This window comes from Hydrogenophaga sp. (assembly GCF_011390835.1).
Classification (GTDB): domain Bacteria; phylum Pseudomonadota; class Gammaproteobacteria; order Burkholderiales; family Burkholderiaceae_C; genus Hydrogenophaga.
The window spans coordinates 1-24060 of record NZ_JAABRQ010000035.1; the positions used below are offsets into that span (position 1 = coordinate 1).

Consider the following 24060-nt stretch of genomic DNA (forward strand, 5'->3'; position numbering starts at 1 on the left):
TCCGGTGAGATCACCGTGGCCCTGCGCTCGGTCAGGCTGGATGCGGCGCGTGCGCTGGAGGTGGGCGGGATCCACGCGGGCGTCTATGCCTGTCTGAGCGTGGCCGACAACGGGCCGGGCATGGATGCTGCTACCCAGCGCCGAATCTTCGAACCCTTTTTCACAACTAAGGCGCCGGGTGCAGGCACCGGCCTGGGCCTGGCCGTGGTGCACGGAATCGTGAAGGGGCACCAGGGAGCCATTGCCGTGTGTAGCCGGCCGGACGAAGGCACCCGTTTTGATGTTTACCTGCCCCTGGCCTCGGCGAGTGGTTCCGTGGCTGTTCGCCCACCCGCAACGCCGGTGGCCGCGCCAGCAGGCTCGAGCGCAGGGCGCCACGTGGTCTACATCGATGACTACGAGGCCATGGTGTTTCTCGTCGGTCGGCTATTGCGCAAACAGGGCTACCGCGTGAGCACCTTCACCTCGGGTGAATCGGCGCTGGCCTGGATGCGCGCCAACCCGGACACAATCGACTTGCTGGTGACCGACCAGAACATGCCAGGCATGTCGGGTCTTGAGCTGTCACAGACGGTGATGCAGGAGCGCCTCGGCCAGCGCATCGCCATCGTCTCGGGGCATGTGAACGACAAGCTGCTGGCCGATGCGGCGGCCCTGGGGGTGCAAGAGGTGATGGCCAAGCAAGACAGCATGGACGCCTTGGGCGAGGCCATCCGCCAGCTGCTTGAAGCGCAACTCGCGCCGCGCGGCTCCTAGCGCGGTAGATCGATGTTGACCTGACGCAGGCCGCCGGGCGGCGTGGGGAAGTCTTGCAAAGCCGCGTCGAACATCGCGCCCCAGAGCTCGGATGAGCTGTTCCAGCGGCCATCGTGGGCGGCCTGTGTTTCGTAGACGACCTGGCCGTTGTCGGCGCGGCTGATCAGCAGCGCCACCTTGCGCTGGTAGTAGGGCATGTCCATGCGGATGAAGACCGGCGCCCAGATCACCTGGCCTCTGCCCGTCACCACGTAGTCGCGCCCCGGGAATCCGTAACCGCCCCAGTAGCCGTCCCATGGGTCTTCCCAGGGTGCGCGCGGCAGCTTCAGGGTGCCGGCGCTCACGCGCACGGTCCAGGGCGGCGAGACGCCCGCATCGGCCAGCGACCAGCCTTGCTTGGCCAGCGCCACCCGGGCCAGGGCCTCCAGCTGGGTCTGACCGCGTACGGCTTCTTCACTGGCCTGAGAAGGCAGGCGATCGAAGCGGTAGACCTGTGGCGGCTGGGGAATGGCGCTAGCCGCCGCGGCGGGTGCCGGGCCGGACCAGCGCGCAAAACTTTCCACCTGGCTGTCCACCCGGTACACGCTGGCACAGCCACTCACAAAGACCAGCGCCAAGCCGACCAGCACCCACCCGCCCCATCGGCGCAGTGGGATATCAAAGGACAGGGACAGCGATGAGGGTTGCATGTGACCTCCGGCGAAAGCAGAAAGGCGCCTGCAGCGCCAGGATCTCAGGACAGGGCGATCGGTATGACCGAGCGGCGCACCGCTTCGTTCCCCGTGTCGCGTTCGTCAGACGGCGCCTGCCGCTGCGCGGGAGTCGGCAGCGGCTCGTCGTCAAAGGCCTTGTCGCCGTCGGCATCGGCCACGCCGGTGGCGCGCAAGGCGGTGAAGGGGTGCAGCTGGCGATCCATTAGGTGGCTGGGCACCACATTCTGCAAAGCAGAAAACATGTTTTCGACCCGACCCGGGAAGCGCTTCTCCCAGTCCTTGAGCAACAGGCCGACCTGCTGGCGTTGCAGGTTGTCCTGGCTGCCGCACAGGGTGCAGGGAATGATGGGGAATTCGCGCACCTCGGCCCAGCGCGCCAGATCGGTCTCGGCCACATAGGCCATAGGCCGGATCACCACGTGCCGGCCGTCATCGCTCACCAGTTTGGGCGGCATGCCCTTGAGCTTGGCGCCAAAGAACATATTGAGCAGCAGCGTCTGCAGGATGTCGTCGCGGTGGTGGCCGAGCGCGATCTTGGTGGCGCCCAGTTCACTTGCCACCCGGTACAGGATGCCGCGGCGCAGCCGGCTGCACAGGCTGCACATCGTCTTGCCCTGGGGAATCACGCGCTTGACGATGGAGTAGGTGTCCTGGTTCTCGATATGGAACGTCACGCCCAGTTTCGTGAGATAGGCGGGCAGGATGTGTTCCGGAAAGCCCGGTTGCTTCTGGTCCAGGTTGACCACGATCAGCTCAAAGCGGATGGGCGCGCGCGCCTGCAGCTTTTGCAGGATGTCGAGCATGCCGTAGCTGTCCTTGCCGCCCGAGAGGCAGACCATGACCCGGTCGCCTTCCTCGATCATGTTGTAGTCGACGATGGCGCGGCCCACCTCGCGGCACAAGCGCTTTTCCAGCTTGTGGTTTTCGTGTTGGGTTTTTTCGGTGTTCATTTCATCGCTCTAAGTGACGCCAGACGCGCGAAGTGCATTCTTCCAGCAGGCCACGTGGAGCCCGCTTGGCCTGGCAGGTGTCGCCCTCTGGGAGGGTGACACCTGCCAGGCCGGCGAGGAGGGTTACCAGTCTCCGCTTTCCATGCGGATCGCCACTTCGCAGTCGTCAAAAATTTCCAGCTTGGCAATTTTCACCCGCACGCCGATCACGCCGGGCAGCTGCATCAGCCGCCGTGCCAGCTTGCCGATCAGGCTCTCCAGCAGGTTGACGTGTTCGGCGGTGCACTCGTCGATGATGATCTGGCGCACCTTGCGGTAGTCCAGCACGTGGCCGATGTCGTCGTCGTGTGGCAGCAGCGGCTGCTGACCCTGGTTGAGTTCAGCGTCGACCTGGATCGGCTGCGGCGCCGCCTTCTCATGGTCCAGGATGCCCAGGTTGGCATCGAAGCGCAGACCGGTCAAGGCCAGGATCTGGGTGCCGGTCTGGTTCTCAGTGGGGAGGTTCATGGTAGGGCGGATCACATCAGCGAAAAATCGCGCTCGAAGCGCATCAGGTGCTGGCCGCCGTCCACCAGCAGGGTGGTGCCGGTGATGGAGCGGTTGTCCAGCGCAAAGGCCACCGTGGCGGCCACGTCTTCGGGGGTGGATGAGCGGCCCAGCGGCGACTGCCGGTGCAGCTCGGCAAACTTGTCGTCGCTCAGCATGTGGCTGGTGAGCGTTAGCCCGGGCGCCACACCGACCACGCGCACACGCGGCGCCAGCGCCAGCGCCAGCATGGTGTTGGCCGCTTCCAGCGCGGCCTTGGACAGGGTGTAGCTGAAAAAATCGGGATTCATGTTCCAGAGTTTCTGATCCAGCAGGTTGACCACCGCGCCCTGCGCATCGCGCTCGGTCAAATGGGTATGCAGGGCCTGCGCCAGCAGCACGGCCGCACCGGTGTTGGCGCGCAAATGGGTGTCCATGGCGGCAAAGCCGAATGACGCCGCGCTGTCGTGCTCAAAGGTGGACGCGCTGTTGACCACGGCATCCACCGCGCCAAAACGCGCCACTACCGACGGCAGCAAAGCGCGAACGCTGGCTTCGTCGCCGAGGTCGGCAAACAAGGGCGTGGCACTGCCGGCGCGCCCGGTGAGGGCCTCGCAGTCGGCCACAGTCTGTTTCGCTTCGCTTACCGAATGCCGGTGGTGCACCGCCACGTTCCAGCCAGCGCCGGCCAGCTGCAGTGCAATCGCACGGCCCAGGCGCTTGCCCGCACCGGTGACGAGCACTGTGCGAGGGGGGGTGAGAGCCGTGGGCGTGGAGGAGGCCATGAAGGACAATCGGCGTGTGAGCACCGACATAGCGAGCGAACCTACGATTTTAACGAGCGCCCTGCGACAGCGGGTGGTGCAGGCCATGGCTGCTTCTGGGGGCTGGTTGCCGTTTGATCGTTTCATGGCCATGGCGCTGTACGAGCCCGGCCTGGGCTACTACGCCAGCGAGTCCCCCAAGTTCGGCCACCTGCCAAAGGGGCGCGACGGTGGCGGCAGCGATTTTGTGACCGCGCCCGAGCTCACTCCTCTGTTTGGCCAGGCGCTGGCGCGCCAGGTGGCGCAAGCCCTGCAAGCCACGGGAGTCGATGAGGTGTGGGAGTTTGGCGCCGGAACCGGTGCGCTGGCAGGCCAGTTGCTGGATGCCCTGGCGCTGCTGGGGCAAAGCCCACGGCAGTACACCATTGTAGATCTCTCGGGCAGTTTGCGCGAGCGCCAGCGCGCTGCTCTGGCCCGTCATGACGGGGTAGTGCGCTGGGTGGATCGTCTGCCGGAGACCCTTGCCGGGGTGGTGGTGGGCAACGAGGTGCTGGATGCGATGCCGGTGCAGCTGCTGGCACGTACTGGCGGTGTCTGGCACGAACGCGGTGTGGGGCTGGACACGGCGGGTGCTCTTCTTTGGATCGACCGGCCGACCCAGCAGCGGCCACCGATCGACCTGCCGGGTGATCACGACTACCTGACCGAGATCCACCCGCAGGCCGAGGCCTTTGTGCGCACAGTGGCCGAGCGTTTGCAGTGCGGCGCGGCCTTTTTCCTGGATTACGGCTTCCCGGAAGCTGAGTACTACCACCCGCAGCGCCACATGGGCACGCTGATCTGCCACCGCGCCCATCGCAGCGACAGCGATCCGCTGAGCGACCTGGGGCAGAAAGACATCACCGCCCACGTGAACTTCACCGGTATTGCCCTGGCGGCTCAGGACGCCGGCATGGACGTGCTCGGCTACACCAGTCAGGGCCGGTTCCTGATCAACTGCGGCTTGCTGGAATTGGCCCGCGATGCGGGAGCGCGTGAAAACGCCATGATGCAAAAGCTGGTGAACGAGCACGAGATGGGCGAGCTGTTCAAGGTGCTGGCGATGGCGCCGGCACTATGTGCCAGCGGCTGGGTTCCCATCGGATTTGTTGCGGGCGACCGCACCCGCCGGTTGTGAACGGAGGGAACCCATGATCCGCTGGATGATCGTCATCTTCCTGGCCTTGATGCTTATCAGCTGGTTCACGCCGCTGCTGCAGCGCCTGGGGTTTGGCAAGCTGCCCGGCGATGTGCGCTTTCGGGCCTTTGGCCGCGAGTGGTTTCTGCCCATCACCACCACCATCGTGCTCAGCATGGTGGCCAGTCTGATCGGGCAGATCATTTGATTGGCCGTCCCCAGGTGACTTGAAATCGTGGTGACTGGCGCCAACTGCTGAGGAGTTTTCAGGAGACCACCCATGTCCACCGACCCGCTGCACATTGTCTGCCCCCATTGCCACACCACCAACCGCGTGGCCGCTAGCCAGCTTGGCGCGGCGCCCGACTGTGGCAAGTGCCACCAGCCCCTGTTCACCGCAAAGCCGGTCGAGCTGGATGAGGCCGCCTTCGACAAACACATCGCGCGTTCGCACCTGCCGGTGCTGGTGGACTTCTGGGCGCCCTGGTGCGGCCCCTGCCGCGCGATGGCACCCGCCTTTGAGCAGGCGGCCAGGGAACTGGAGCCGCAGATGCGGCTGGCCAAGGTCAATACCGAGGCCGCGCAAAACCTCGCGGCGCGCTTCAACATCCGCAGCATTCCCACGTTGGCCCTGTTCGCCGGCGGACGCGAGGTAGCCCGACAGCCCGGTGCCATGGGTGCAGCTGACATCGTGCGCTGGGCGCGGTCGCACCGCACTACCTGATCAGCGACCGCTGAGGCTGATCCTGGTCCGCTGGCTTGTGCGGCGTTGAAAGCGCTTCCCGCGCCGTGATGCCCAGGAATCGGTCCTCGCCATTTCGTACACTGCAGCTCGTGAATCAGGGTGTTTGCGAAAAGGGACTGCATGAAAAACAAATCAGCGGGCACGGGCGTATCGCGAGCCGCTGCCAAGAAAAATGGTGTGGTCACCATCGAACGGGTGGCCGAGCTCGCTGGCGTGTCGCCCAGCACCGTGTCCCGCATCCTCAATGGCACAGCCGTGGTCAGTGCTGCCAAGAAGGCCGCGGTCGACCAGGCCGTGGCCCAACTGGGCTTTGTGCCCAACCCGATGGCGCGCGGGCTGGCGGGCGGTCGCTCCATGAGCATCGGCGTAGTCACGCAGGCCATGGACAGTCCGTTTTACGGCGCTTCTTTGCGGGGGATTGAGGACGCGCTGGACCCGGCAGGCTACAGCCCGTTGTTTGTGAGCGGGCACTGGGATGCCCAGACCGAAAGCCGCTGCATCGACATCCTGCTGTCCCGGCGGGTTGACGGCATCATTGTGCTCACTGGCCGGCTGACCGATACCGCTTTGAAGTCCGTCGCCAAGCGGGTGCCGACCGTGGTCACCGGGCGCTCGGTCAAGGCGCCTGGGCTGTTTTCACTCAACTTCGAAAATGCCGAGGGTGGGCGCCTGGCGACCCAACACCTGATCGACAGCGGGCACCGCAAGATCGCCTTCATCTCGGGTGATCCCCGCCACCCGGACGCCACCCAGCGCCTCATGGGCTACCGGGCGGCGCTTGAGCAGGCGGGCATCCCGTTCAAGCCAGAGCTGGTGGTCCAGGGCGAATACAACGAGGCAAGCGGGGTGCAAGCGGTTTCGACCTTGATGGCCAACCGGCAAAAATTCACCGCGCTCTTCGCGGCCAACGACCAGATGGCGATTGGTGCGGCTCACGGCTTGCAACGCCACGGGATGCGGGTACCGGAGGACGTCTCCCTGGTGGGCTTTGACGACCTGCCCACATCGCTCTATGCCCTGCCGCCGCTGACCACGGTGCACCAGCCGGCCTACGACATGGGACGGCTCGCGGCGCAAGCCGTGTTGCAGCTGCTGGATGGCGGGAAGCCGACCCAGGCAGTGCCGCCCCCGAGGCTGATCGTCCGGGATTCCTGTCGACGACTGAAGGCCTAAGCGGGCGAAGCCGCCCGCGCTTGCGCCGATTCCAGACTGTTGGGTGGCATCCCGCTGGCCGTGCCCCCGGGATTTCCCTTGGTGACGCTTACCCGGAAAGACGTATACTTTTCTGAAAGCGCTTTCAAGATGGTGAGCCGCTGGTTCGGAGACCGCCCAAAGACATGACCATCGCACTGTCCACGCAGCCCTGCAGCGCCGGGCCCAACACGGCCAATCCGCTCATCGTGATGCGCTTCACTGAGGAGGCCTCTCCCCGCGCTGTTCATGATGGCAAGCGCCCCCAACTGATCGGCCGCTGACCCTGGCCCCATCCTTCACCCCTTCTGCCAACGCCCATGCCTTCCCAAGAGATTTACCGTCATCTGAACCGCTTCCCTGACGACTTTGTCTGGGGTGTGGCCACCAGCGCCTTTCAGATCGAAGGTGCCGCCACCGAGGACGGCAAGGGACCCTCCATCTGGGACACCTTCTGCCGACAGCCTGGTGCTATCGCAGACGGCAGCAATGGCGATGTGGCCTGCGAACACGTCAAGCGCTGGGAGCAGGACCTGGATCTCATCGCCGACCTGGGCGTCGATGCCTACAGGTTCTCGGTGTCCTGGCCGCGCGTGCGTCCAGGCGGCAGCGGCGCCTGGAACGACAAAGGCATGGACTTCTACGAGCGCCTGGTGGACGGATTGCTCGCGCGCGGCATCAAGCCCTACCTGACCCTCAACCATTGGGACTTGCCCGAAGAGCTACAGCAGCAGGGCGGTTGGGTGAATCGCGACACCACGCACCGATTTGTCGAATATGCGCAAGGCATCTCCAGGCGCCTGGGCGACCGGCTTGCCTCCATCACCACCCACAATGAGCCATGGGTGATCGCGGTGCTTGGGCATGAAACCGGCGTCTTTGCACCCGGTATCAAGAACCGCGCCACCGCCATGCAGGCGACCCATCACCTGCTGCTGAGCCACGGAATGGCGTTGCAGGCCTTGAGAGCCGAAGGCCATACGACCCCCCTGGGCATCGTGCTCAACCTGTCGCCCATGCACGCGGCCACCGACACACCAGAGGACCTGGAGAAGACCCGACTGGAAGACGGGCGCTTGCTGCGCTGGTACATGGATCCCCTGTTCACCGGCAGCTATCCCGAAGACGTGGTGACACACCTGGGTGCCGACGCACCAAAGGTGTCACCGGGTGACATGGCCACGATCGCCACACCCATGGACTTTCTGGGCGTCAACTACTACTCGCGATCGGTCATCAGCGCCGATGGGCCCTGGGATGTGCACAGCAGCGGCCGCGAGATCACCGACATGGGCTGGGAGGTGTATCCCGAGGGCCTCACTGAGTTGCTGGTCCGGATGCACCAGGACTACCCGGTGCCGCCGATGTATGTCACCGAGAACGGCGGCGCCTTCAAGGACCAGCTGCAGGACGGCCGCGTGCACGACACCCAGCGCAGGGACTTCATCGCGCGCCACATCGCCGCCGTGGCCGAGGCCATGCAGCAGGGGGTGCACATGGAGGGTTACATGGTCTGGAGTCTGCTCGACAACTTCGAATGGGCGTCCGGGTACGAAAAGCGCTTTGGCATCGTGCATGTCGACTATGAGACCCAGAAGAGAACGCTCAAGGACAGTGCGCTCTGGTACCGCGACTTTCTTGGAAGGCAAAAGGCCTTGCGCCAAACGCCGAGGCCGGGCCCGCTCGCGAAGGCGTCGAGTCAACACAACGCGGTGGTCATCGCGTCCTCAGGAGCCTGACGTGGGTCAAGTGTCGCTGCGCGGGATACAGAAAAGCCAAGGCAAGGGGAATGTCGACCAGGTCATCGACCTGATCGTGCGACATGGCGATCGCCTGGTGTCCATGGCGGCCTCGGCCTGTGGTGAGTCCACCCCCCTGCGCATGCCCAGGCTGATGGATCCGTCGCCGAAGCACCTCTCGTCCGACACTGCTTGGGCGTTGGTTTTCGACGCCGATCCCCGGCGGGCCGCCTGAAGGGGTCCCGCGCGATGGCAACACGACCCAAAAGGCTCCCGGGATGGAAACTCGTGTGGCACGACGAGTTCGAGGGCACCGAGATCGACCGCACAAAGTGGGATTTCGATATCGGCAACGGCTTCTTCGATTACGCCAGTCACACCTGGATCGAAGGCTGGGGCAATGAAGAGCTGCAGTACTACACCGACTCACCGGTCAACGCCTCGGTCAAGGACAGCCTGCTCACCATCCGCGCGCAGAAGGAATCGCTGCATGGCTGCGGCTACACGTCGGCTAGGCTGAAGACGCGAAAGCGGGACGGCACGCCGCTGTTCAACAAGCAATACGGTCGCTTCGAGTTCCGAGCCCAGGTGCCCTGGGGAAAGGGGCTGTGGCCGGCGCTGTGGATGCTGCCGCAGGCCGATGCCTACGGTGGCTGGGCCGCCTCGGGCGAGATCGATCTGATGGAGATCGTCGGTGACCAGCCGCACGAGGTGCTCAACAGCATCCACTTCGGCTCGCAAGGCAGTGCCGGCCGTTCGCTGATTACGCATGTGCACCCGCTGCCCGGTGGGAGCATCGTGGGCGACTGGCACACCTATGCCGTGGAGTGGGAGCCGGGCGAAATCCGCTTCTATGTCGACGACGCGCATACCCGCACCTACGACCACTGGTGGAGCTGCAGTGTCGTGAAGGACGGGCAGGGTGTGATCGCCCGCCGCAAAGCCGACCTGAATCTCTGGCCTGCGCCCTTCGACCAGCCGTTCTACCTGGTGATGAACGTCGCTGTGGGCGGCAACTTCCCCGGTGTGCCCAGTCCCCAGACCCACTTTCCAGCGGAGCTGGTGGTGGACTATGTGCGCGTCTACGAGAAGGTCGGTGGCTACGGCCCGGTCCCACCTATCGGCCAAGGCCGTTTTCCCTGGCAGTCCGACAAGAAAAAGCGCTGAGCGCCCCTAGCCTGGGGCTGCCGCGAAAAGAAAGTCAAACCATGTCAAAACCCCACCCGGTCAGTGCCGCAACCGCTGCCTCAGCCGCCGAACAAGGCGCCTGGCACGAAGTCCACGCAGCCCAATCCGGCGCCGAGCCCGGCGCGGCAGGCCGCAGCGGCAGCTGGTCGACCCAAGGCGCTACCGTCTGGACCGCTGAGGCGCGCGACGCGCTCGCCACCGACTTCAACACCACGCTGCAGCGCGGCGTGCACGGCCTGTGCTTCAGCCCCTATCTCGAAGGCCAGCAGCCGGGCTCGCAGATCGGCGAGGCGCAGATCCGGGAGCGCCTGAAGATCCTGCAACCGCATGCGGGCTGGGTGCGGACCTTTTCCTGCACCGACGGCCACGAGCAGACGCCGCGCGTGGCGCACGAACTCGGCCTGAAGACGCTGGTCGGCGCCTGGCTGGGCACCGACGCGGAGATCAACGAGCGCGAACTGCAGGGCGTGATCGAAGTCGCGCGAGCCGGCCACGCCGACATCGTGGCCGTGGGTAACGAGGTACTGCTGCGCGAGGACATGAGCGAAGACGAGCTGCTCGCCTGCATCCAGCGCGTGAAAGACGCACTGCCAGGCGTGGCGGTGGGTTACGTTGACGCCTACTACCTGTTCGAAAAGCATCCGCGCATCACGGCCGCCTGCGACGTGGTGATGACCAATTGCTACCCCTTCTGGGAAGGCTGCCCGCGAGAACAGGCTCTTGCTTACATGCAGACCATGGTGGCGCGAACACGCGCCGCGGCACCCGGCAAGCGGGTGCTGATCAGCGAGACCGGCTGGCCCGACCAGGGCAGCCCCTTCCACGGCTCGGTGCCTTCGCGCGAAGGGGCGATGCAGTACTTCGTCGACTGCTCCCGTTGGGCCGAGGAAAACGGCATCGAGATCTTCTACTTCGCCGCTTTCGATGAGGCCTGGAAGGTGGGCGCCGAGGGCGACGTCGGCGCCTACTGGGGCCTGTGGGACAAAGACGGCGTACTCAAATTCGGATGACCTGATGACCCAACTGAAACTGCCTTCGGGCAACGCTATCTGCTACAGCGGCTACCGCGACGGTCAGAACCCGGGCGAGCAGACCTATCCCTCGCTGGCCGAGATACGTGAAGACCTCGCTATTCTGCGAAAACACTGGCAGCTGCTGCGCCTGTACGACTGCAGCCCGCACGCCGACCGCGTGCTGCAGGTCATCGCCGAAGACGGCCTGCCGTTTCAGGTGATGCTGGGTGCTTACTTGGGTGCCGAGATGAACAACTTCGGCTGTCCCTGGGGCGCGACCTTTTCCGAAGAGCAGCTCGAGTCCAGCCGCGCCGAGAACGAAGCCGAGATCGCGCGCCTGATTGCTCTGGCCAATCGCTACCCCGACATCGTGTTCTCGGTTGCCGTGGGTAACGAGGCCACGGTCGACTGGACCGACCATTTCGTGCCGGTGTCACAGATGATCCGCTACGTGCGGCAGGTGAAGGCCGCGGTGCCGCAGCCAGTGACCTTCTGCGAGAACTACGTGCCCTGGCAGCACAAGCTGCGTGACCTGGTGGCCGAGCTGGATTTCATTTCGCTGCATACCTACCCCGTGTGGGAATACAAGCACATTCACGAGGCCTTGGAATACACCAAGGACAACGTGCACAGCGTGGCGAGCCTGTATCCCGACAAGCCGCTGGTCATCACCGAAGCCGGCTGGTGCACCAACAGCAACGGGCGCGGCATGCACGCCGAGCACGCGGTGCAGGAGTTGCAGGCCATTTACTACCAGGACCTGATGGACTGGACGCGCGCCGAAGGCCTGTTGTGTTTCGTGTTCGAGGCCTTCGATGAAACCTGGAAAGGCTCGCCCGACCCGCTGGAGCCCGAGAAGCACTGGGGCCTGTTCACCGTTGACCGCAAGCCCAAGCTGGTGATGCAAGCGCTCTACCCCGAGCTGGTGGAGCAGGCAGCCGACGCCTGAATCGGCACGAACGACCCGCAGCGCAACTCAACAGAGAAAGCCACTCATGTCCACACCCGCCACCACTGCAGCTCACAAGATTCCGTTTGGGCACAAGATCGCTTTCGGGCTGGGCATGCTGGCCAACCAGATGTTTCCCGCCGCTCTGGGCATCTTCATGGTGGTGCTGGTCCAGGACATGGGCTTCCCTGCCTGGATGTGGGGCGTGCTGTTCTTCCTGCCGCGGGTCTTTGATTCGGTCACCGACCCGATCATGGGCTTCATCTCCGACAACACGCGCTCCACCTGGGGCCGACGTAAGCCCTATGTGTTCATCGGCGCCATCGTGATGGGTATCTCCTTTGTGGCGATGTGGCAGCTTTACCGAGTCGATGGGGTGTCCTACAACTTTGTCTACTTCCTGTGCTGGTCTTTAGTGTTCTACCTGGGGCTGACGTTGTTCAGCATCCCGTACGTGGCCATGGGCTACGAGATGAGCGACGACTTCCACGAGCGCACCAGCATCATGGCGGTCGCGCAGTGGATCGGTCAGTGGGCCTGGGTGATTGCGCCGTGGTTCTGGGTCGTGATGTACGACCCCAGCTGGTTCGAGAATGCTGACACCGCCACGCGCACGCTGTCGGTCGGTGTTGGCGTAGTCTGCATGTTGCTGGCGATGGTGCCAGCGCTGTTCCTGCCCAGCCGATCGACCAAGGACGACACGCACCTCGTGCCGCTGAACCTGCAAAACATCGGCGGCGGAATCAAGGAGATCCTGACCGGATTTAAGGAGGCCCTTGGATCCGCGCCGTTTCGCAAGCTGTGTTTCTCGACCTTTCTGATCTTCAACGCCTTCAACACGGTGGCGGCGTTTTCGTTCTTCATCGTCGTCTATCACCTGTTCGGCGGTAATGCGGGGGCAGCCGGCATCTGGCCCACGCTGTTTGGCAGCATCGGCGCGCTGATCACCACCTTCGCCGTTATCCCAACGGTGGCCTGGATGTCGAGGAAGATGGGCAAGAAGAATGCCTTCATGTTGTCGCAAGGCATTTCCATCATCGGCTACGTGCTGCTATGGTTCCTGATGGTCCCGGGAAAGCCTTACCTGTTCATGTTCGCGCTGCCCTTCTTCTCCTTCGGCATCGGCGGCCTGTTCACCTTGATGATGTCGATGACGGCGGACGTGTGCGACCTGGACGAACTGGCCACAGGCAAACGGCGCGAGGGCATTTTCGGTGCGATCTACTGGTGGATGGTGAAGTTTGGTTTCGCCATCGCCGGTCTGCTCAGCGGCGCGATCATGGCGCTAGTCGCCTTCACGCCGGGAGCCGCCGCGCAGCCCGCGGGCGCCGTGGACGGCATGCGCTTGTTCTATTCCGGCCTGCCGATCGTCGGCACGCTGCTGGCGATGTGGATCATGCGCGACTATGATTTGGATGAGCAGCGGGCCACCGAGGTTCATGCTGAGCTCGAGCGACGCAAGCGCCGCGCTGGAGGGTCATCGGGTTCCCAAGGCTCGGGCGCCCGGCCGTGGCTGGAGGAGCATGGCTTGCACCTGCCGGCGATGCACGGCTCGCCTCTGAGAAGCAAGACCGCCGCCGAGATCAGTTCGATGTACGCCGAGCAACTGAGCAACGGCGTGTACGGCCTGTGCTTCAGCGCCTACACTGAAGGGCAGGGCGCGGGCGACCAGCTGACCGAAGCGCAGGTGCGCCGGCGCGTCGCCGTCATAGCGCCGCACGCACGTTGGGTGCGTTCGTTTGCCTGCAGCGAAGGGCACGAACTGATTCCGCGGCTGGCCCGCGATAAAGGCCTGAAGACCATGGTGGGAGCCTGGATTAGCCACGACCGGGACCGCAACGAACGCGAGATCGCTGGGCTGTTGACGCTGGCCGAGGCCGGCTTGGTGAACATCGCCGTGGTGGGCAACGAGGTGCTGCTGCGCGATGAGCTGCCCGAGGCCGAGCTGCTGGAATACATCCGGCGCGTCAGAGCCGCTTTGCCGGAGGACGTGCCCGTGGGTTGCGTCGACGCCTACTACCAGTTCCTTGAGCGCCCGGCCCTGGCGGCGGCCTGTGACGTGCTGCTTCCCAATTGCTACCCGTTCTGGGAAGGCACAGACATCAACATGGCTGCGCCATACCTTCGCCGCATGGTGGGTCTGGTGCAGGCCGCTGGGGGTGAAAAGCCCGTCATCGTCACCGAGACGGGTTGGCCCGGCAACGGAAAGCCGGTGGCCGGGGCCGTGCCCTCGGCCGAGAACGCGATGCGTTATTTCGTCGACGTGCATCAATGGGCTCGGCGCGAGGGTGTCAAGCTGTTCTACTTCTCTTCCTTCGACGAGCCCTGGAAGCTGCAGCAGGAAGGCGAAGTTGGCACGCAATGGGGCCTGTGGGACAAGGACGAGCGCTCCAAGTACGGGACCTGAAGAGGTTGGCGCCCTAGCATGGCGTGAGGCGTGCGTGGGCTGTGGTTCAGTCCCCGACGAAAGCGGCTTGCCCCGGCGCCCCGCTCACCGCCCAAGATCAAGGCAGCAATAAGGTGGCAATGGACCGCGCAGGCAGCGCGGCTTGGTGGGCGCCGACCGGTGTGGTCAACGTGAACGCCAGGGCCTGTTCGGTCCGGTTCATGGCAACGACCACGACACCGCCATCGGGGTTGACAAACGCGGTGGCCTCCAGGGCCTCACGGGTTGACGCGCACAGGATGCGCCGCGCGCCCGACTGAACAAAGCGGGCGAAATGCCCGATGTAGTGATACGAGCTCTGTAGATCGAAGCTGTCATGGTCGGTATGAGCCAAGATGGGTGCACTGCAGTAATTGCCCACATGGTTGGGCCCGCCATGCTGGTCCAGCAGCAGGTTCCAGTCGATCCAGCCCACCGTCCAGCGGCTGATGTCGTTGATCATCGATCGTGCGTACCGTTCGCCCAGATCCCAGCTGTCATGGTGCGGCCCCCCTTCCTGGCAACCCTCTGTGAACAGGAGCTGCTTGTCTGGCCAGGCGTCGTGCACCAGTTGCACGTGGTCGAAGTGGTCTTCACCATACCAGTGGAAGCCGGTGCCCCAGATGTATTTCGCCGCTCCCGGGTCGGCATATACCGTGCCTGCACGTTCCACCATCAGATCGCGGTTGTGGTCCCAGATGATGATTTTCACATCGCCCAGGCCTGCCGCTTCCAGCTGGGGGCCCAGGTAGTCGCGCACGAAGTCGCGCTCTTCCTCCGCACTGTAAATGCAGGAGTCCCAGCGTTGCACCGCCATCGGTTCGTTCTGCACGGAAACACCCCAGATCGGCACGCCGTGCTGCGCATAAGCCTGAATGAAGCGCACGTAGCATTGCGCCCAGGCGTCTCGGTGTTCGGGTAACAAATGACCACCGTGGTTCATCTGTCCGTTGCTCTTCATCCAGGCTGGGGGACTCCAGGGTGAGGCCAATATCTTGATCGGCGAGCGTGCCACGCTCTGCGCCGCTAGGATGAATGGAAGAAGCGCCTGCTCATCGCGCTCGATGCTGAAATGGGCCAGGGACAAGTCACCTGGCGTGGCAGCGTGGGCGTAATTGCCGTGAGCGAAATCGCAACTGTTCATGTGCACCCGGCAGAAGGTATAGCCGTGCCCTTCAACAGGATCGAAGTAGGCTTTCATCACCGCGTCGCGCTGCGGCGGGCTGAGCTTCATCCAGCTGTGGGCGGCGGCTTCGGTGAATGCGCCCCCAAAACCCTCCATGATCTGGAACGTCTTGCTCGGTTCGACCCAGAGCGAAGCGGTGGAGCCCATCTCGGGTGTGCAGGGGGGCAGTTGCGCGGGCGTCAGGCGAAGCTCGGTGCCGTGCACGGTCAGGAAGGTGCGCATGGGGTGTGATTGCTCGTAGTCCGCCACGCCTCTGATCCGTCAACTGAGAGAGCGGGGTGGATTGCTAAATGAAAAAGGCCAGGCCCCGGTTGATCCAACCGGGACCTGGCCAGGGTCGGTGGATCAGCGGGTCCAGGAGATGCCGTCGATGTTCAGCGGTGTCCGGATGTCGGCGCCCGATGTCTTGCCGGTAAAGCTGTAGCGGTCGGCGATGTAGAAGGGGTTCACCACCAGCCGGAAGTCGAGTCTGGGATTGACCGCCAGGAATGCCTGCAGCGGAATCGACACGCGACACCATGCGCCGGTGTTGCAGTACCCATACTGGCCGTTGCCGATCTGGACAAAGGCTTCCTGTCCGTTGCCATCGACATCCAGCGTGGACACGCCGATCTCGATCCTGCCCTCATAGAACGTGTTGATCCACACATTCACTGCCGAGAAGGCCGACAGGTTCTGAGTGGTACCGCCGGTTTGCGGGTTGTAGAGCAGACCCCATCCGTAACCGGCTGGGGCGGGCGTGATACGCATGCTCACGGCGCCGTCGCCTGGCGCTGCAGCGATGGTGGTGTCGGCCAGGTTGCGGGGAGCAGTGAAGCCGTCGAACGCATCAAGGTTGTAGCCGGCGATCAGCGAGGCGCCCGGTGCATCAGAGTACAGGGTGAACGCATTGCCGGCGAAGGCGGGGTTGATGGTCGGTGGCACGAAGTACACCGCGTCCGCGTCTGTCAGAGTGGCGTTTTCCCAGATGTTCTGCGGATACAGGTTCTGGATCACGTAGCGGGCTTGGCGGTCTTTGTTGAACAGACCCCAACCGTCGTCACTGAGCTTCCAGGGTTCGTCGAAGGCTTCGAAATAGAAAATGTTGACTGGACCCATCCCGCTCAAGCGACTTTCCTGACGCCACGTTTCAAGGCGCTGGAAATACATCTTTTGGTTCACAGGGTGGGCACGGAACGCCTGGTTTCCCGTGATGCGCGCTTTCCAGCCAGTTTCGGTGATCGCGATCGGCATTCTGCTCAGGCCCACGCTGTTCAGCGCATCTCGGGTGGCCTGAAACTGCTTTTTCAGCTCAACGATGCTTGCGTCCATCATGGCTGTGGCCCGTGCTGGTCCCGCCGGCACGCTCAGCTGCTTCCAGTCCCAGTACAGCGAACTGTTGGGGAACTCGGTGTCGATGACGGGATAGGCGTGGATGGCCACGAAGTCGATCTGGTCGAGCACCGCCTTGGGAATTGGGTTGCTGAACACCTGGAAGTTGTCGTCGGTAGTCACGGGTTGAGTCACCCGGTCCCGAACGTACTTGATGTAGACCGCCATGTCGGCGGGGTCAATGCGGTCGGCCGAAAAGTCCACGATATTTTCATTGCCGACACTGACCGTCAGGATCACGTCGCGGTACTTCGGGTCGTTCGCTAAGGCGATGGCCCGGTCAAGCTCGCGCAGATTGGCAGCCTTGATGTCTTCGACCTTGTTGGGGTTGGGTTCAAACTTGAAGCCGCCCATGAAGGCACCGAGCTGCAGCTTCATGTCGATGTTGTTGTCGACGATGACATCGAGCGTTTGCTTCGCGACCTTGTCGCCGCTGTCGAAGATTCGGATCAGCCGGAAGTTACCGGCCACCAGCAAATCCATGTCTTGTTTGATGTTAGCCGGTGGGATGACCTCGTTCGCAAGGTCGGCCCCGCTGGCTGAGGTGCGGTAGGGTCCATAGGCCACCGCCTGGCGCGCCAGATACTCTGCCGGCAGTGCGCGCGGGTTGGTGACAGCCACCGCGCTCGCCGGAGGGTCCACCGTGATTTCGCCGCCGCCGCCGCAGGCGGCCAGCATGGCAACCAGGAGCACAGCAATACCGGATCGGGCTCGGCGCAAGGAAAACATCGGCTGAGTGAGGGGCGCGGAGGACTTTGTGGAGTGGGTTCTCATGGGGATTCGCCTCAGAAGTTGTACTTGATGCCAACGCCGAACCAGTTACCGGCCTTGGTGACGCGCGAGTCGACGGCGTTGATGGTGGCGTTCGATGGCATACCGAGCGGTGACAGGCCCTTCAGGCGGTAGTGGATCATTCCGGCGAACGCCGAGGCTTCCCAGCCGTTGCCGTATTTGTAGGTCGCCCCAATGGTGTTGATCAATGCCGAGTTACTCTGGCCTCGCTCGCTGGGGTTGTCGGTACTGGCCTTGCCGATGTAGACGAGGCCTGTCGAGAAGGTCCACTTGTCCATGCGGTAGCGGGCACCCAGCGCGAAGTCGGTGGAGCGGGCCGGATAGCCCGGGTTCGCAACCCCGTTGAGCGTGCCGCCCCAGTCGACGTTGAACGGGAAATTGAACTGGACGGGCGGCCCGTCGAGTGCGACCACCGCGTACGCGCCACTCCATTTGTTGCGTCGTACCGCCCCAGAGAGTTCGATCTTCGGACTGTACTGGTAGATGGCCTGCAGCAGCGCCACGCTCTGGCCAGATTCACCGAGCCGGCTGTCGGCCGCCGGGTCGTAGAAAGGTGCATAAAAGCCGGCTGCGCCAAATGCGGAGGGTGAGCCGTTGCGCGAGTCCTGGTACATGGCATCGATCGACAGATCACCCTTGCCATAGTGGGTCCACAGTTCGACCAAGCGGGGCTTGTTGATCTTGAAGTCATCTGAGCCTCGGTCGTAGGTCATTTCCAGCACCATGTCGCCGTCCGCCACGTCAAGCACACGGGAGGTGTAGCGGATGGCGCGTCGCAGGTTGCGGTAGCCAGCGCCTGTGCCGGCCCAGGCGGACGACAGACCCAGGTTGGAGCCGAAAGGAAAATCGGCAAATTGCCAGGTGCGCGAGACCGTTTCGCCCACGGTGAACGTGCCGTACTCCTCGTGACTGAGCGCCAGGTTTCTTTCGCGCACGAAGCCCGGCGTGTCGATGCTGCCGTCACGCCAGTTCTGGCTCAGCATGCCCTTAAGTCTGAAGCCGCCACCCAGATCGTAGTTGGCGCCTAGCCACAGCTGGAACTGCGTGAAGCCGGAGAGGTCGGTGGAAAGCTTGCGTCCAGGAACGACTGCGTCGGCCCATATGCGTTGCCGATCGGTTTCCGGACTGAGCTGGCAGCCCTCGGACGGGCACTGGTTGTTGCCCACCGTCGCCGTGGCCTCGCCAAAGCCGTTGATGGTGAACATGCCGTCAGGACCGAAATTTATCGCATGCGCTGGTATCGACGCCGCCAGTGCAAGCAACGCAGTGCCATTTCGCACCCAGCGCGCCGGCTGACTAAGGCATGCGTTTCGTGTTCCAGGTCGCAGATCAGGCGAGTTGGTGGCTTGACTCATGGCGGTGTTTGTCTCGGTAGATTTGAAAGCGCTTTCAACATGATATTTACGTGCTGACACAGCGGCACCGGTATTTACCCTAGCGCCGCCGAAAACGGGGGGGGGACCCGATTCCGCAGTCGGGGAAAGGGGTGAGTGCGGTCGATCTAAGTGAAAACCATAGTCCCATCTGAAAGCGCTTTCAATATCATGGGGTCGTCCAGAAACGAAGATATGGCGGAGCAAATCATGAAGCTTGTGCAACAACTGTGTGTGGCCCTGGTGGCTGGGGTGGTGTTCACTGCCGGTGCACAAACCGTGAAAGTGGGTGAGGCGAGCTACTGGCTGGCGCCCCAGTCGGGCGAAAAGGTGCCTCCGGCAGCGCCGTACCGAACGCCTGAGTTGCTCAACACCGCCGCGCAGACCAACCAGTGGTATTCCACGCTGATCTTCAATGCCCAGCCGGAGGTGGTCTTTGCCCAGCCGCTGACGGTGAAGGTGGCGACCACCGGTTTCGAGCTGGCCCTGCCATCCAAGGAGGTGGTGCCCACGGTGCGGCGGGATGTGGAAATCCACTACCCGCACCGGGACCCGCTGGTGTTCTCGCCTACCGCGTTCAAGCTTGATGCCCACAAGCTGGCCAAGGCCAGCGACTGGTCCATCGACGTGGTCATGGGCGCTGGCAGTGACTCCCTATTGGCCACCGTGTCACACGGGAGCCCCTATGTGTATTTCAAGCTGAACCGAGGTGATATCCGGGTGCAGATGCCTGCGGCCTCCGCGCGTATCGACAGCGCTGCCGATCCGCGCGTGCTCGTGCTGAACGTGAAAGGCAAGCGCTACGCGGTGTTCGGTCCGCAGGGTGTGCGGTGGGAGGCGCAGGGCGCAGACGCCTTTGTGGGGCGCCTGCCCGCCGGAAAGGGCTACTTCTCTGCCGCCGCGCTGCCTGATGGCAAGCCCGAGACCCTGGCCCAGTTCACCCAGCACGCCTACGCATTCATCCAAGATACGAAGGTGGCCTGGCGCTACGACCAGGCCCAGAGCCGGGTTGAAACCACCTTCACGGCGACCACGCAAGCCATGGAGGGCACCAACACGACGCCACTGCTGGGACTTTACCCGCATCACTGGTTCCGCAATGCGTCGGTCGCAGACCGTCTCGGTCCCGCATTCGACACCTTGCGCGGCAGCATCCGCACGTTGGCGGCGTCGGAATTCAAGACAGTGCAGGCCTACCTGGGCTGGGTGCCTTTCTGGCCCGCGGTGGCCGACCAGCTTGATGCGCCGAAGCTGAGCGATGTGATGTCCAAAGACGTGCGCGACGCCCGCCGCATGCTTCGCCAGGGCGGCAATGGGCCTTACTGGCAGGGCAAGGGGCTGATGCGGGTGATCAAGCTGATGGACGTGGTCGAGCAGCAGGGGGACCTGAAGGAGCGAGACCGCTTGCTGGGGCTGGTCAAGGGGCGCATGGAAGACTGGTTTTCTGGAAAAGACAGCAAGACCTACTTTCAGTACGACGAGAAGCTGGGCACCATGCTCGCCCACCCGGAGGAGTACTTCTCGATCGAGCAGATGAACGATCACCATTTCCATTACGGCTACTGGATCCGAGCGGCGGCCGAAATCGCCCTGCGCGATCCGGCCTGGGCGTCCAAGGAGCGCTGGGGTGGCATGGTGGAGAAACTCATTGCCGACATCGCCAACCCCGGGCGTGGCGAAAAAGCCTTCCCGTTCCTCAGGAACTTTGACCCCTACGAAGCTCACTCCTGGGCCTCAGGTGTCGGCCTGGGCGAGTTTGGCAACAACCAGGAATCCAGCTCAGAGGCCGTGAACGCCTGGGCCGGTCTGATCCTGTGGGGAGAAGTGACGGGCAATAAGGCCATCCGGGATCTGGGCGTCTACCTGTACACCAGCGAGGTACAGGCGATCGACCACTACTGGTTCGACGTGCACAAGCTCGTCTTCCCGCCCGAATACAAGAACGTCGAGACCAGCATGGTGTTCGGCGGCAAATACGCTCACAACACCTGGTGGACCGACGAGCCTCGCCAGATCAAGGGCATCAACCTGCTGCCCATCAACACCGGCGCGACTTACCTCGGTCGTTACCCCGCCTACGTCCAGAAAAACTTGGACGCGTTGATCCCTGAGACCGCCCTGTACAAGGAATTCGGCAAGCTGCCGCCCAATCCGCCACCGTCTGACATCTGGCAGGACATCTTCTCCAAGTACCAGGCGCTGGCCAACCCCAAGAAGGCACTGGCTGAGTGGGAGCGTTGGGGCTCGGTGGAGCTGGGCGAAACCCGCACCAGCACGCTGCACTGGATGCTGAGCCTCAATGCCATGGGACTACCCGATTTCGGTGTCACCGCAGACACGCCGCTCTACAGCGTGTTCAAGCGAGCTGATGGCAGCACCACCCACCTCGCCTACAACGCGAGCAGTGCGCCTATCGACGTGAAGTTCAGCGACGGCAAAACCATGAAGGTGATGCCGCGCACCTTGGGCATGGTCCGATGAAGCTGTGGATCGCCTGGCTGCCGCTGGCCCTCGCGGCGTGCGGTGGCGGGTCGGAACCCGTCCCGACGGGTTCTACCGGTTTGGTGACGCCGCCACCCGTGTCGCCAGGCGGCGACACGGTCGCCCCGCCGGTGCCGCCGGGGGCGGCAGGCATGACCCTGGTGTGGAGCGACGAATTCGATACCGATGGACTGCCCGATGCGCGCAAGTGGGTGCACGACACTGAGCGCAACCGGACCGGCTGGTACAACAACGAACTGCAGTACTACGCCGCCAATCGCCTAGAGAACGCCCGGGTTGAGAACGGTCGCCTCTTGATCACGGCGCGTCAGGAACGGTTGAGCAGTGCCCCGGATTTCGGTGGTCAAAATTACACCTCGGCGCGTCTGATCACCCGTGGACTGGCAAGCTGGACCTATGGGTACTACGAGGTCCGTGCAAAGCTGCCCTGCGGCCTGGGGACTTGGCCTGCTATCTGGATGCTCGGCACCGGCGGCCGCTGGCCGGACGACGGCGAGATCGACATCATGGAGCAGAAGGGCACCTCGGTGGCCGACAAGCGCGAAGTGCTGGGCACCTTGCACACCCGGGCCTACAACTGGAGTGGCGGCACGCTGGGCGTGGCCAGAGGTGCGGCCACCTCGCTGCCGAACGCCTGCACCAGCTTCAACAACTACCAGATGACCTGGGACGCCGACCGCATCGCCATCGGTGTCAACGGCGCGAACTACTTCGAATTCCGCAACCCGAGGAATGGCGACAGCGCCCAGTGGCCTTTCAGCGCCCCGCAATTCATGATCCTGAATCTGGCCATCGGTGGAGATCTGGGGGGCGCGGTGGACAACGCCGCCTTGCCCGCGGTGATGGAAGTTGAGTACGTTCGGGTGTACCAACGCTAGGTACCTGGCCAGCACCTGTGGCAGTCATCGCCCGAGATGGACGGTAGCCACCGTCGACATGTAGCGCACCTCATCTGAGCCTGCTGGCCGCACTCCGCCTTTTCTTCCACGTCGCCTAGGGTAATCACCGAGGCCAACCGTATTGCACCTTACAACCAATGTATCTACCATTTGTGAAAGCGCTTTCAAAATTGCGCCCATGTGTGAGCTGATTCAAGCAAACCTTGTCTGGAGACATTCCCAATGCGTCATATTTCGCCCCGATTTTCCCTCTCCGCCAGCGCGCTCGCCGCGTCCTTGCTGGTCGCTGCCTGCGGTGGTGGCGGCGCCAGTCCGCCACCCGGAGCGGTCCCCGGATCCACCGGATTCGCGATCGACGGCTATCTGCGAGGCGCCACCATTCTTTGCGACACGAATGGCAATGCTGAAGCCGATGCAGGCGAGAGGACTGTGTTGACGGATGCCACAGGCTTCTTTCAGTTCACCCAAGCCTGCGCCGCTGGCTTGGTGGCGACGGGTGGCACGAGCATTGACACGAACCTGCCCTTCACGGGAAAGCTCAAGGCCCCTCCGGGCGCGACCATGGTCACACCCCTGACCACGCTGCTGTCCAACGGCATGACGATGGATCAGATCAATGCCGTGCTGGGGCTGCCCGCAGGCACCGATGTGACCACGCTCGACCCGGCACGCACCATTGGTGGTGAGTACCAGCAGCTTGATCTGTTCCGCAAGACGCTCGCCATTCAGCAGATCTTGCAAAAGACCACAGAGACCCTAGCCAATGTGGCCGGCGGCGGTGCCAGTGCATCATTGCCAGCGATCTACAGCGAGGTGGCAACGGCAGTGGCTGCGCAGCTGCGAGCCAACCCCGCACTGCTGTCGGGCGGCGCGCTTGACGCCACGGCCCTTACCTCGCTCGTCAATGCTGCTGCCGCACGTGTCGCCGCCTCGCCCGCGCTGAGTGCAGAGATCCGCGCCGGGCTGGCCAGCGTCAATCCGGCCAGCCTGGCGCAGGTAGTTTCAGGTGCACTCAAGGTCCAGGCCGACCGCATCCTGCAATCGACCAATGCACTGATCGTCAGCACCACCTCCACCGCACAGCTCGATACACGCATCGCCGACTTCGCGCTCGCAAATAAAGGTGCGCTTGCCGCTGCGCCTGGCGCCACGATCACCGCTTTGGCGGCAGACATAACCAGCACGGTGAGCGGCGGTGTCGCACCTCCCCCGCCGCCTCCCCCAAGCGGAGGAACCGTCCTTGCAAGCTTCGACGAGGCCACCCCACCAGCCGTGACTGAGTTCGGTGGTGCTGGATACGCCATTGAAGCGGCGCCAGCGGGCGGCGGTACTGGCAACGTGCTGAGGATCACGCGCCCCGGTGGTGACGTGTTCGCTGGAGCCTGGGTGGCCATCCCGGCGGTGCCCAACAACGCGGGTGTGCAAACCGTGTCGGCCCGGGTGTACTCGCCCACAGCTGGTATCCCTTTCGTGGCCAAGTTGGAGTTTGGTGACAACGCAGGCACGGGCGACCGAGCTCCCAACGAGGCGGTGGTGGCCGGTTGGCAAACCCTGACGTGGACGTTCAGCAACCTCACGGCGCCCAACGTCTACAACCGGTTCACCCTCTTGCCCAACCTGGGTACGGTAGGAACAGGACAGGACTATTACATCGACGACATCACCCTGGTTGCGGCCGTGACGGCCCCACCTCCGCCACCCCCACCTCCGCCAGCACCTCCCAGCAGCTGCTCGACCGCTACTCAGCAGTGCATCAGCTTCAGCGAATCAACCATTGCGGCCTTGGGATTTGAGGGTCTGAT

General features: G+C 63.6%; 21 protein-coding genes and 1 pseudogene. 15 read left to right on the forward strand and 7 right to left on the reverse strand.

What is annotated here, in order from left to right; translation table 11 throughout:
- A partial coding sequence (locus GPT34_RS16050) for a response regulator (protein ID WP_291014602.1) occupies positions 1 to 756 on the forward strand: 756 nt, incomplete at its 5' end.
- Here GPT34_RS16050 and GPT34_RS16055 read toward each other — a convergent pair.
- The 4 genes from GPT34_RS16055 to GPT34_RS16070 form a co-directional block, all read right to left on the reverse strand.
- Positions 753 to 1445 (reverse strand): hypothetical protein, encoded by a 693-nt coding sequence (locus tag GPT34_RS16055; RefSeq protein WP_291014604.1) that lies wholly within the window; start codon positions 1443 to 1445, stop codon positions 753 to 755. The two genes, GPT34_RS16050 and GPT34_RS16055, sit on opposite strands and share 4 nt — an antisense overlap.
- A 44-nt stretch (positions 1446 to 1489) precedes the next feature.
- Positions 1490 to 2419: a tRNA 2-thiocytidine(32) synthetase TtcA gene (ttcA, locus tag GPT34_RS16060; protein ID WP_291014607.1), complete on the reverse strand. Its 930-nt coding sequence runs from the start codon at positions 2417 to 2419 to the stop codon at positions 1490 to 1492.
- Between the two features lie 123 nt (positions 2420 to 2542).
- Complete coding sequence (locus GPT34_RS16065) at positions 2543 to 2926, reverse strand: dihydroneopterin aldolase (protein WP_291014610.1); 384 nt, start codon at positions 2924 to 2926, stop codon at positions 2543 to 2545.
- An 11-nt stretch (positions 2927 to 2937) separates the two neighbouring features.
- Entirely contained in the window at positions 2938 to 3729 is a 792-nt protein-coding gene (locus tag GPT34_RS16070; RefSeq protein ID WP_291014613.1) for an SDR family oxidoreductase, read from the reverse strand.
- Positions 3730 to 3814: 85 nt separating this feature from the next.
- Here GPT34_RS16070 and GPT34_RS16075 point away from each other — a divergent pair, with 85 nt between their 5' ends.
- The 11 genes from GPT34_RS16075 to GPT34_RS16125 all read left to right on the forward strand — a co-directional run bounded on the left by GPT34_RS16075 (position 3815) and on the right by GPT34_RS16125 (position 14117).
- Positions 3815 to 4885, forward strand: a complete 1071-nt coding sequence (locus GPT34_RS16075; protein ID WP_291014616.1) for an SAM-dependent methyltransferase — start codon at positions 3815 to 3817, stop codon at positions 4883 to 4885.
- 13 nt (positions 4886 to 4898) lie between these two features.
- On the forward strand, positions 4899 to 5093 hold the full coding sequence (locus GPT34_RS16080) for a DUF2905 domain-containing protein (RefSeq protein ID WP_291014618.1): 195 nt from the start codon (positions 4899 to 4901) through the stop codon (positions 5091 to 5093).
- 72 nt (positions 5094 to 5165) lie between these two features.
- Positions 5166 to 5609 (forward strand): thioredoxin TrxC, encoded by a 444-nt coding sequence (trxC, locus tag GPT34_RS16085; protein ID WP_291014620.1) that lies wholly within the window; start codon positions 5166 to 5168, stop codon positions 5607 to 5609.
- A gap of 141 nt (positions 5610 to 5750) precedes the next feature.
- On the forward strand, positions 5751 to 6803 hold the full coding sequence (locus tag GPT34_RS16090) for a substrate-binding domain-containing protein (protein ID WP_291014621.1): 1053 nt from the start codon (positions 5751 to 5753) through the stop codon (positions 6801 to 6803).
- A 164-nt stretch (positions 6804 to 6967) separates the two neighbouring features.
- Positions 6968 to 7105: a hypothetical protein gene (locus GPT34_RS16095; RefSeq protein WP_291014623.1), complete on the forward strand. Its 138-nt coding sequence runs from the start codon at positions 6968 to 6970 to the stop codon at positions 7103 to 7105.
- Between the two features lie 36 nt (positions 7106 to 7141).
- On the forward strand, positions 7142 to 8560 hold the full coding sequence (locus GPT34_RS16100) for a GH1 family beta-glucosidase (protein ID WP_291014626.1): 1419 nt from the start codon (positions 7142 to 7144) through the stop codon (positions 8558 to 8560).
- Between the two features lies 1 nt (position 8561).
- Positions 8562 to 8795 carry a hypothetical protein gene (locus tag GPT34_RS16105; RefSeq protein ID WP_291014628.1) on the forward strand — a complete coding sequence of 78 codons (234 nt, stop codon included), beginning with the start codon at positions 8562 to 8564 and terminating at the stop codon, positions 8793 to 8795.
- 53 nt (positions 8796 to 8848) lie between these two features.
- Positions 8849 to 9727: a glycoside hydrolase family 16 protein gene (locus GPT34_RS16110; RefSeq protein WP_291014630.1), complete on the forward strand. Its 879-nt coding sequence runs from the start codon at positions 8849 to 8851 to the stop codon at positions 9725 to 9727.
- A gap of 41 nt (positions 9728 to 9768) precedes the next feature.
- Positions 9769 to 10758: a glycosyl hydrolase family 17 protein gene (locus tag GPT34_RS16115; RefSeq protein WP_291014632.1), complete on the forward strand. Its 990-nt coding sequence runs from the start codon at positions 9769 to 9771 to the stop codon at positions 10756 to 10758.
- Between the two features lie 4 nt (positions 10759 to 10762).
- Positions 10763 to 11710: a glycosyl hydrolase family 17 protein gene (locus tag GPT34_RS16120; RefSeq protein ID WP_291014634.1), complete on the forward strand. Its 948-nt coding sequence runs from the start codon at positions 10763 to 10765 to the stop codon at positions 11708 to 11710.
- A gap of 46 nt (positions 11711 to 11756) precedes the next feature.
- Complete coding sequence (locus GPT34_RS16125; protein ID WP_291014636.1) at positions 11757 to 14117, forward strand: MFS transporter; 2361 nt, start codon at positions 11757 to 11759, stop codon at positions 14115 to 14117.
- A gap of 97 nt (positions 14118 to 14214) precedes the next feature.
- Here GPT34_RS16125 and GPT34_RS16130 read toward each other — a convergent pair whose 3' ends face one another.
- The 3 genes from GPT34_RS16130 to GPT34_RS16140 all read right to left on the reverse strand — a co-directional run bounded on the left by GPT34_RS16130 (position 14215) and on the right by GPT34_RS16140 (position 18689).
- Positions 14215 to 15543: a glycoside hydrolase family 30 protein gene (locus GPT34_RS16130; RefSeq protein ID WP_291014639.1), complete on the reverse strand. Its 1329-nt coding sequence runs from the start codon at positions 15541 to 15543 to the stop codon at positions 14215 to 14217.
- Positions 15544 to 15666: 123 nt separating this feature from the next.
- Positions 15667 to 17466, reverse strand: a complete 1800-nt coding sequence (locus GPT34_RS16135) for a glycosyl hydrolase family 17 protein (RefSeq protein ID WP_291014642.1) — start codon at positions 17464 to 17466, stop codon at positions 15667 to 15669.
- An 11-nt stretch (positions 17467 to 17477) separates the two neighbouring features.
- Positions 17478 to 18689: a hypothetical protein gene (locus tag GPT34_RS16140; protein ID WP_291014645.1), complete on the reverse strand. Its 1212-nt coding sequence runs from the start codon at positions 18687 to 18689 to the stop codon at positions 17478 to 17480.
- A 378-nt stretch (positions 18690 to 19067) separates the two neighbouring features.
- Here GPT34_RS16140 and GPT34_RS16145 point away from each other — a divergent pair, with 378 nt between their 5' ends.
- The 3 genes and pseudogenes from GPT34_RS16145 to GPT34_RS16155 all read left to right on the forward strand — a co-directional run.
- Positions 19068 to 21338: a glycosyl hydrolase gene (locus tag GPT34_RS16145; protein WP_291014647.1), complete on the forward strand. Its 2271-nt coding sequence runs from the start codon at positions 19068 to 19070 to the stop codon at positions 21336 to 21338.
- Positions 21335 to 22237, forward strand: a complete 903-nt coding sequence (locus GPT34_RS16150) for a glycoside hydrolase family 16 protein (RefSeq protein ID WP_291014649.1) — start codon at positions 21335 to 21337, stop codon at positions 22235 to 22237. Before GPT34_RS16145 ends, GPT34_RS16150 begins: the two co-directional genes overlap by 4 nt.
- 243 nt (positions 22238 to 22480) lie before the next feature.
- A pseudogene (locus GPT34_RS16155) lies at positions 22481 to 24060 on the forward strand (hypothetical protein); the annotation flags it as partial.

Coding starts and splice junctions, on each gene's coding strand:
- GPT34_RS16065 (WP_291014610.1), bottom strand. CDS start 2,926: ATGAACCTCCCCACTGAGAACCAGACCGGCACCCAGATCCTGGCCTTG.
- GPT34_RS16130 (WP_291014639.1), bottom strand. CDS start 15,543: ATGCGCACCTTCCTGACCGTGCACGGCACCGAGCTTCGCCTGACGCCC.
- GPT34_RS16125 (WP_291014636.1), top strand. CDS start 11,757: ATGTCCACACCCGCCACCACTGCAGCTCACAAGATTCCGTTTGGGCAC.
- GPT34_RS16135 (WP_291014642.1), bottom strand. CDS start 17,466: ATGAGAACCCACTCCACAAAGTCCTCCGCGCCCCTCACTCAGCCGATG.
- GPT34_RS16075 (WP_291014616.1), top strand. CDS start 3,815: ATGGCTGCTTCTGGGGGCTGGTTGCCGTTTGATCGTTTCATGGCCATG.
- GPT34_RS16150 (WP_291014649.1), top strand. CDS start 21,335: ATGAAGCTGTGGATCGCCTGGCTGCCGCTGGCCCTCGCGGCGTGCGGT.
- GPT34_RS16100 (WP_291014626.1), top strand. CDS start 7,142: ATGCCTTCCCAAGAGATTTACCGTCATCTGAACCGCTTCCCTGACGAC.
- GPT34_RS16115 (WP_291014632.1), top strand. CDS start 9,769: ATGTCAAAACCCCACCCGGTCAGTGCCGCAACCGCTGCCTCAGCCGCC.
- GPT34_RS16090 (WP_291014621.1), top strand. CDS start 5,751: ATGAAAAACAAATCAGCGGGCACGGGCGTATCGCGAGCCGCTGCCAAG.
- GPT34_RS16145 (WP_291014647.1), top strand. CDS start 19,068: ATGAAGCTTGTGCAACAACTGTGTGTGGCCCTGGTGGCTGGGGTGGTG.
- GPT34_RS16055 (WP_291014604.1), bottom strand. CDS start 1,445: ATGCAACCCTCATCGCTGTCCCTGTCCTTTGATATCCCACTGCGCCGA.
- GPT34_RS16095 (WP_291014623.1), top strand. CDS start 6,968: ATGACCATCGCACTGTCCACGCAGCCCTGCAGCGCCGGGCCCAACACG.
- GPT34_RS16120 (WP_291014634.1), top strand. CDS start 10,763: ATGACCCAACTGAAACTGCCTTCGGGCAACGCTATCTGCTACAGCGGC.
- GPT34_RS16070 (WP_291014613.1), bottom strand. CDS start 3,729: ATGGCCTCCTCCACGCCCACGGCTCTCACCCCCCCTCGCACAGTGCTC.
- GPT34_RS16140 (WP_291014645.1), bottom strand. CDS start 18,689: ATGTTCACCATCAACGGCTTTGGCGAGGCCACGGCGACGGTGGGCAAC.
- trxC (WP_291014620.1), top strand. CDS start 5,166: ATGTCCACCGACCCGCTGCACATTGTCTGCCCCCATTGCCACACCACC.
- GPT34_RS16080 (WP_291014618.1), top strand. CDS start 4,899: ATGATCCGCTGGATGATCGTCATCTTCCTGGCCTTGATGCTTATCAGC.
- ttcA (WP_291014607.1), bottom strand. CDS start 2,419: ATGAACACCGAAAAAACCCAACACGAAAACCACAAGCTGGAAAAGCGC.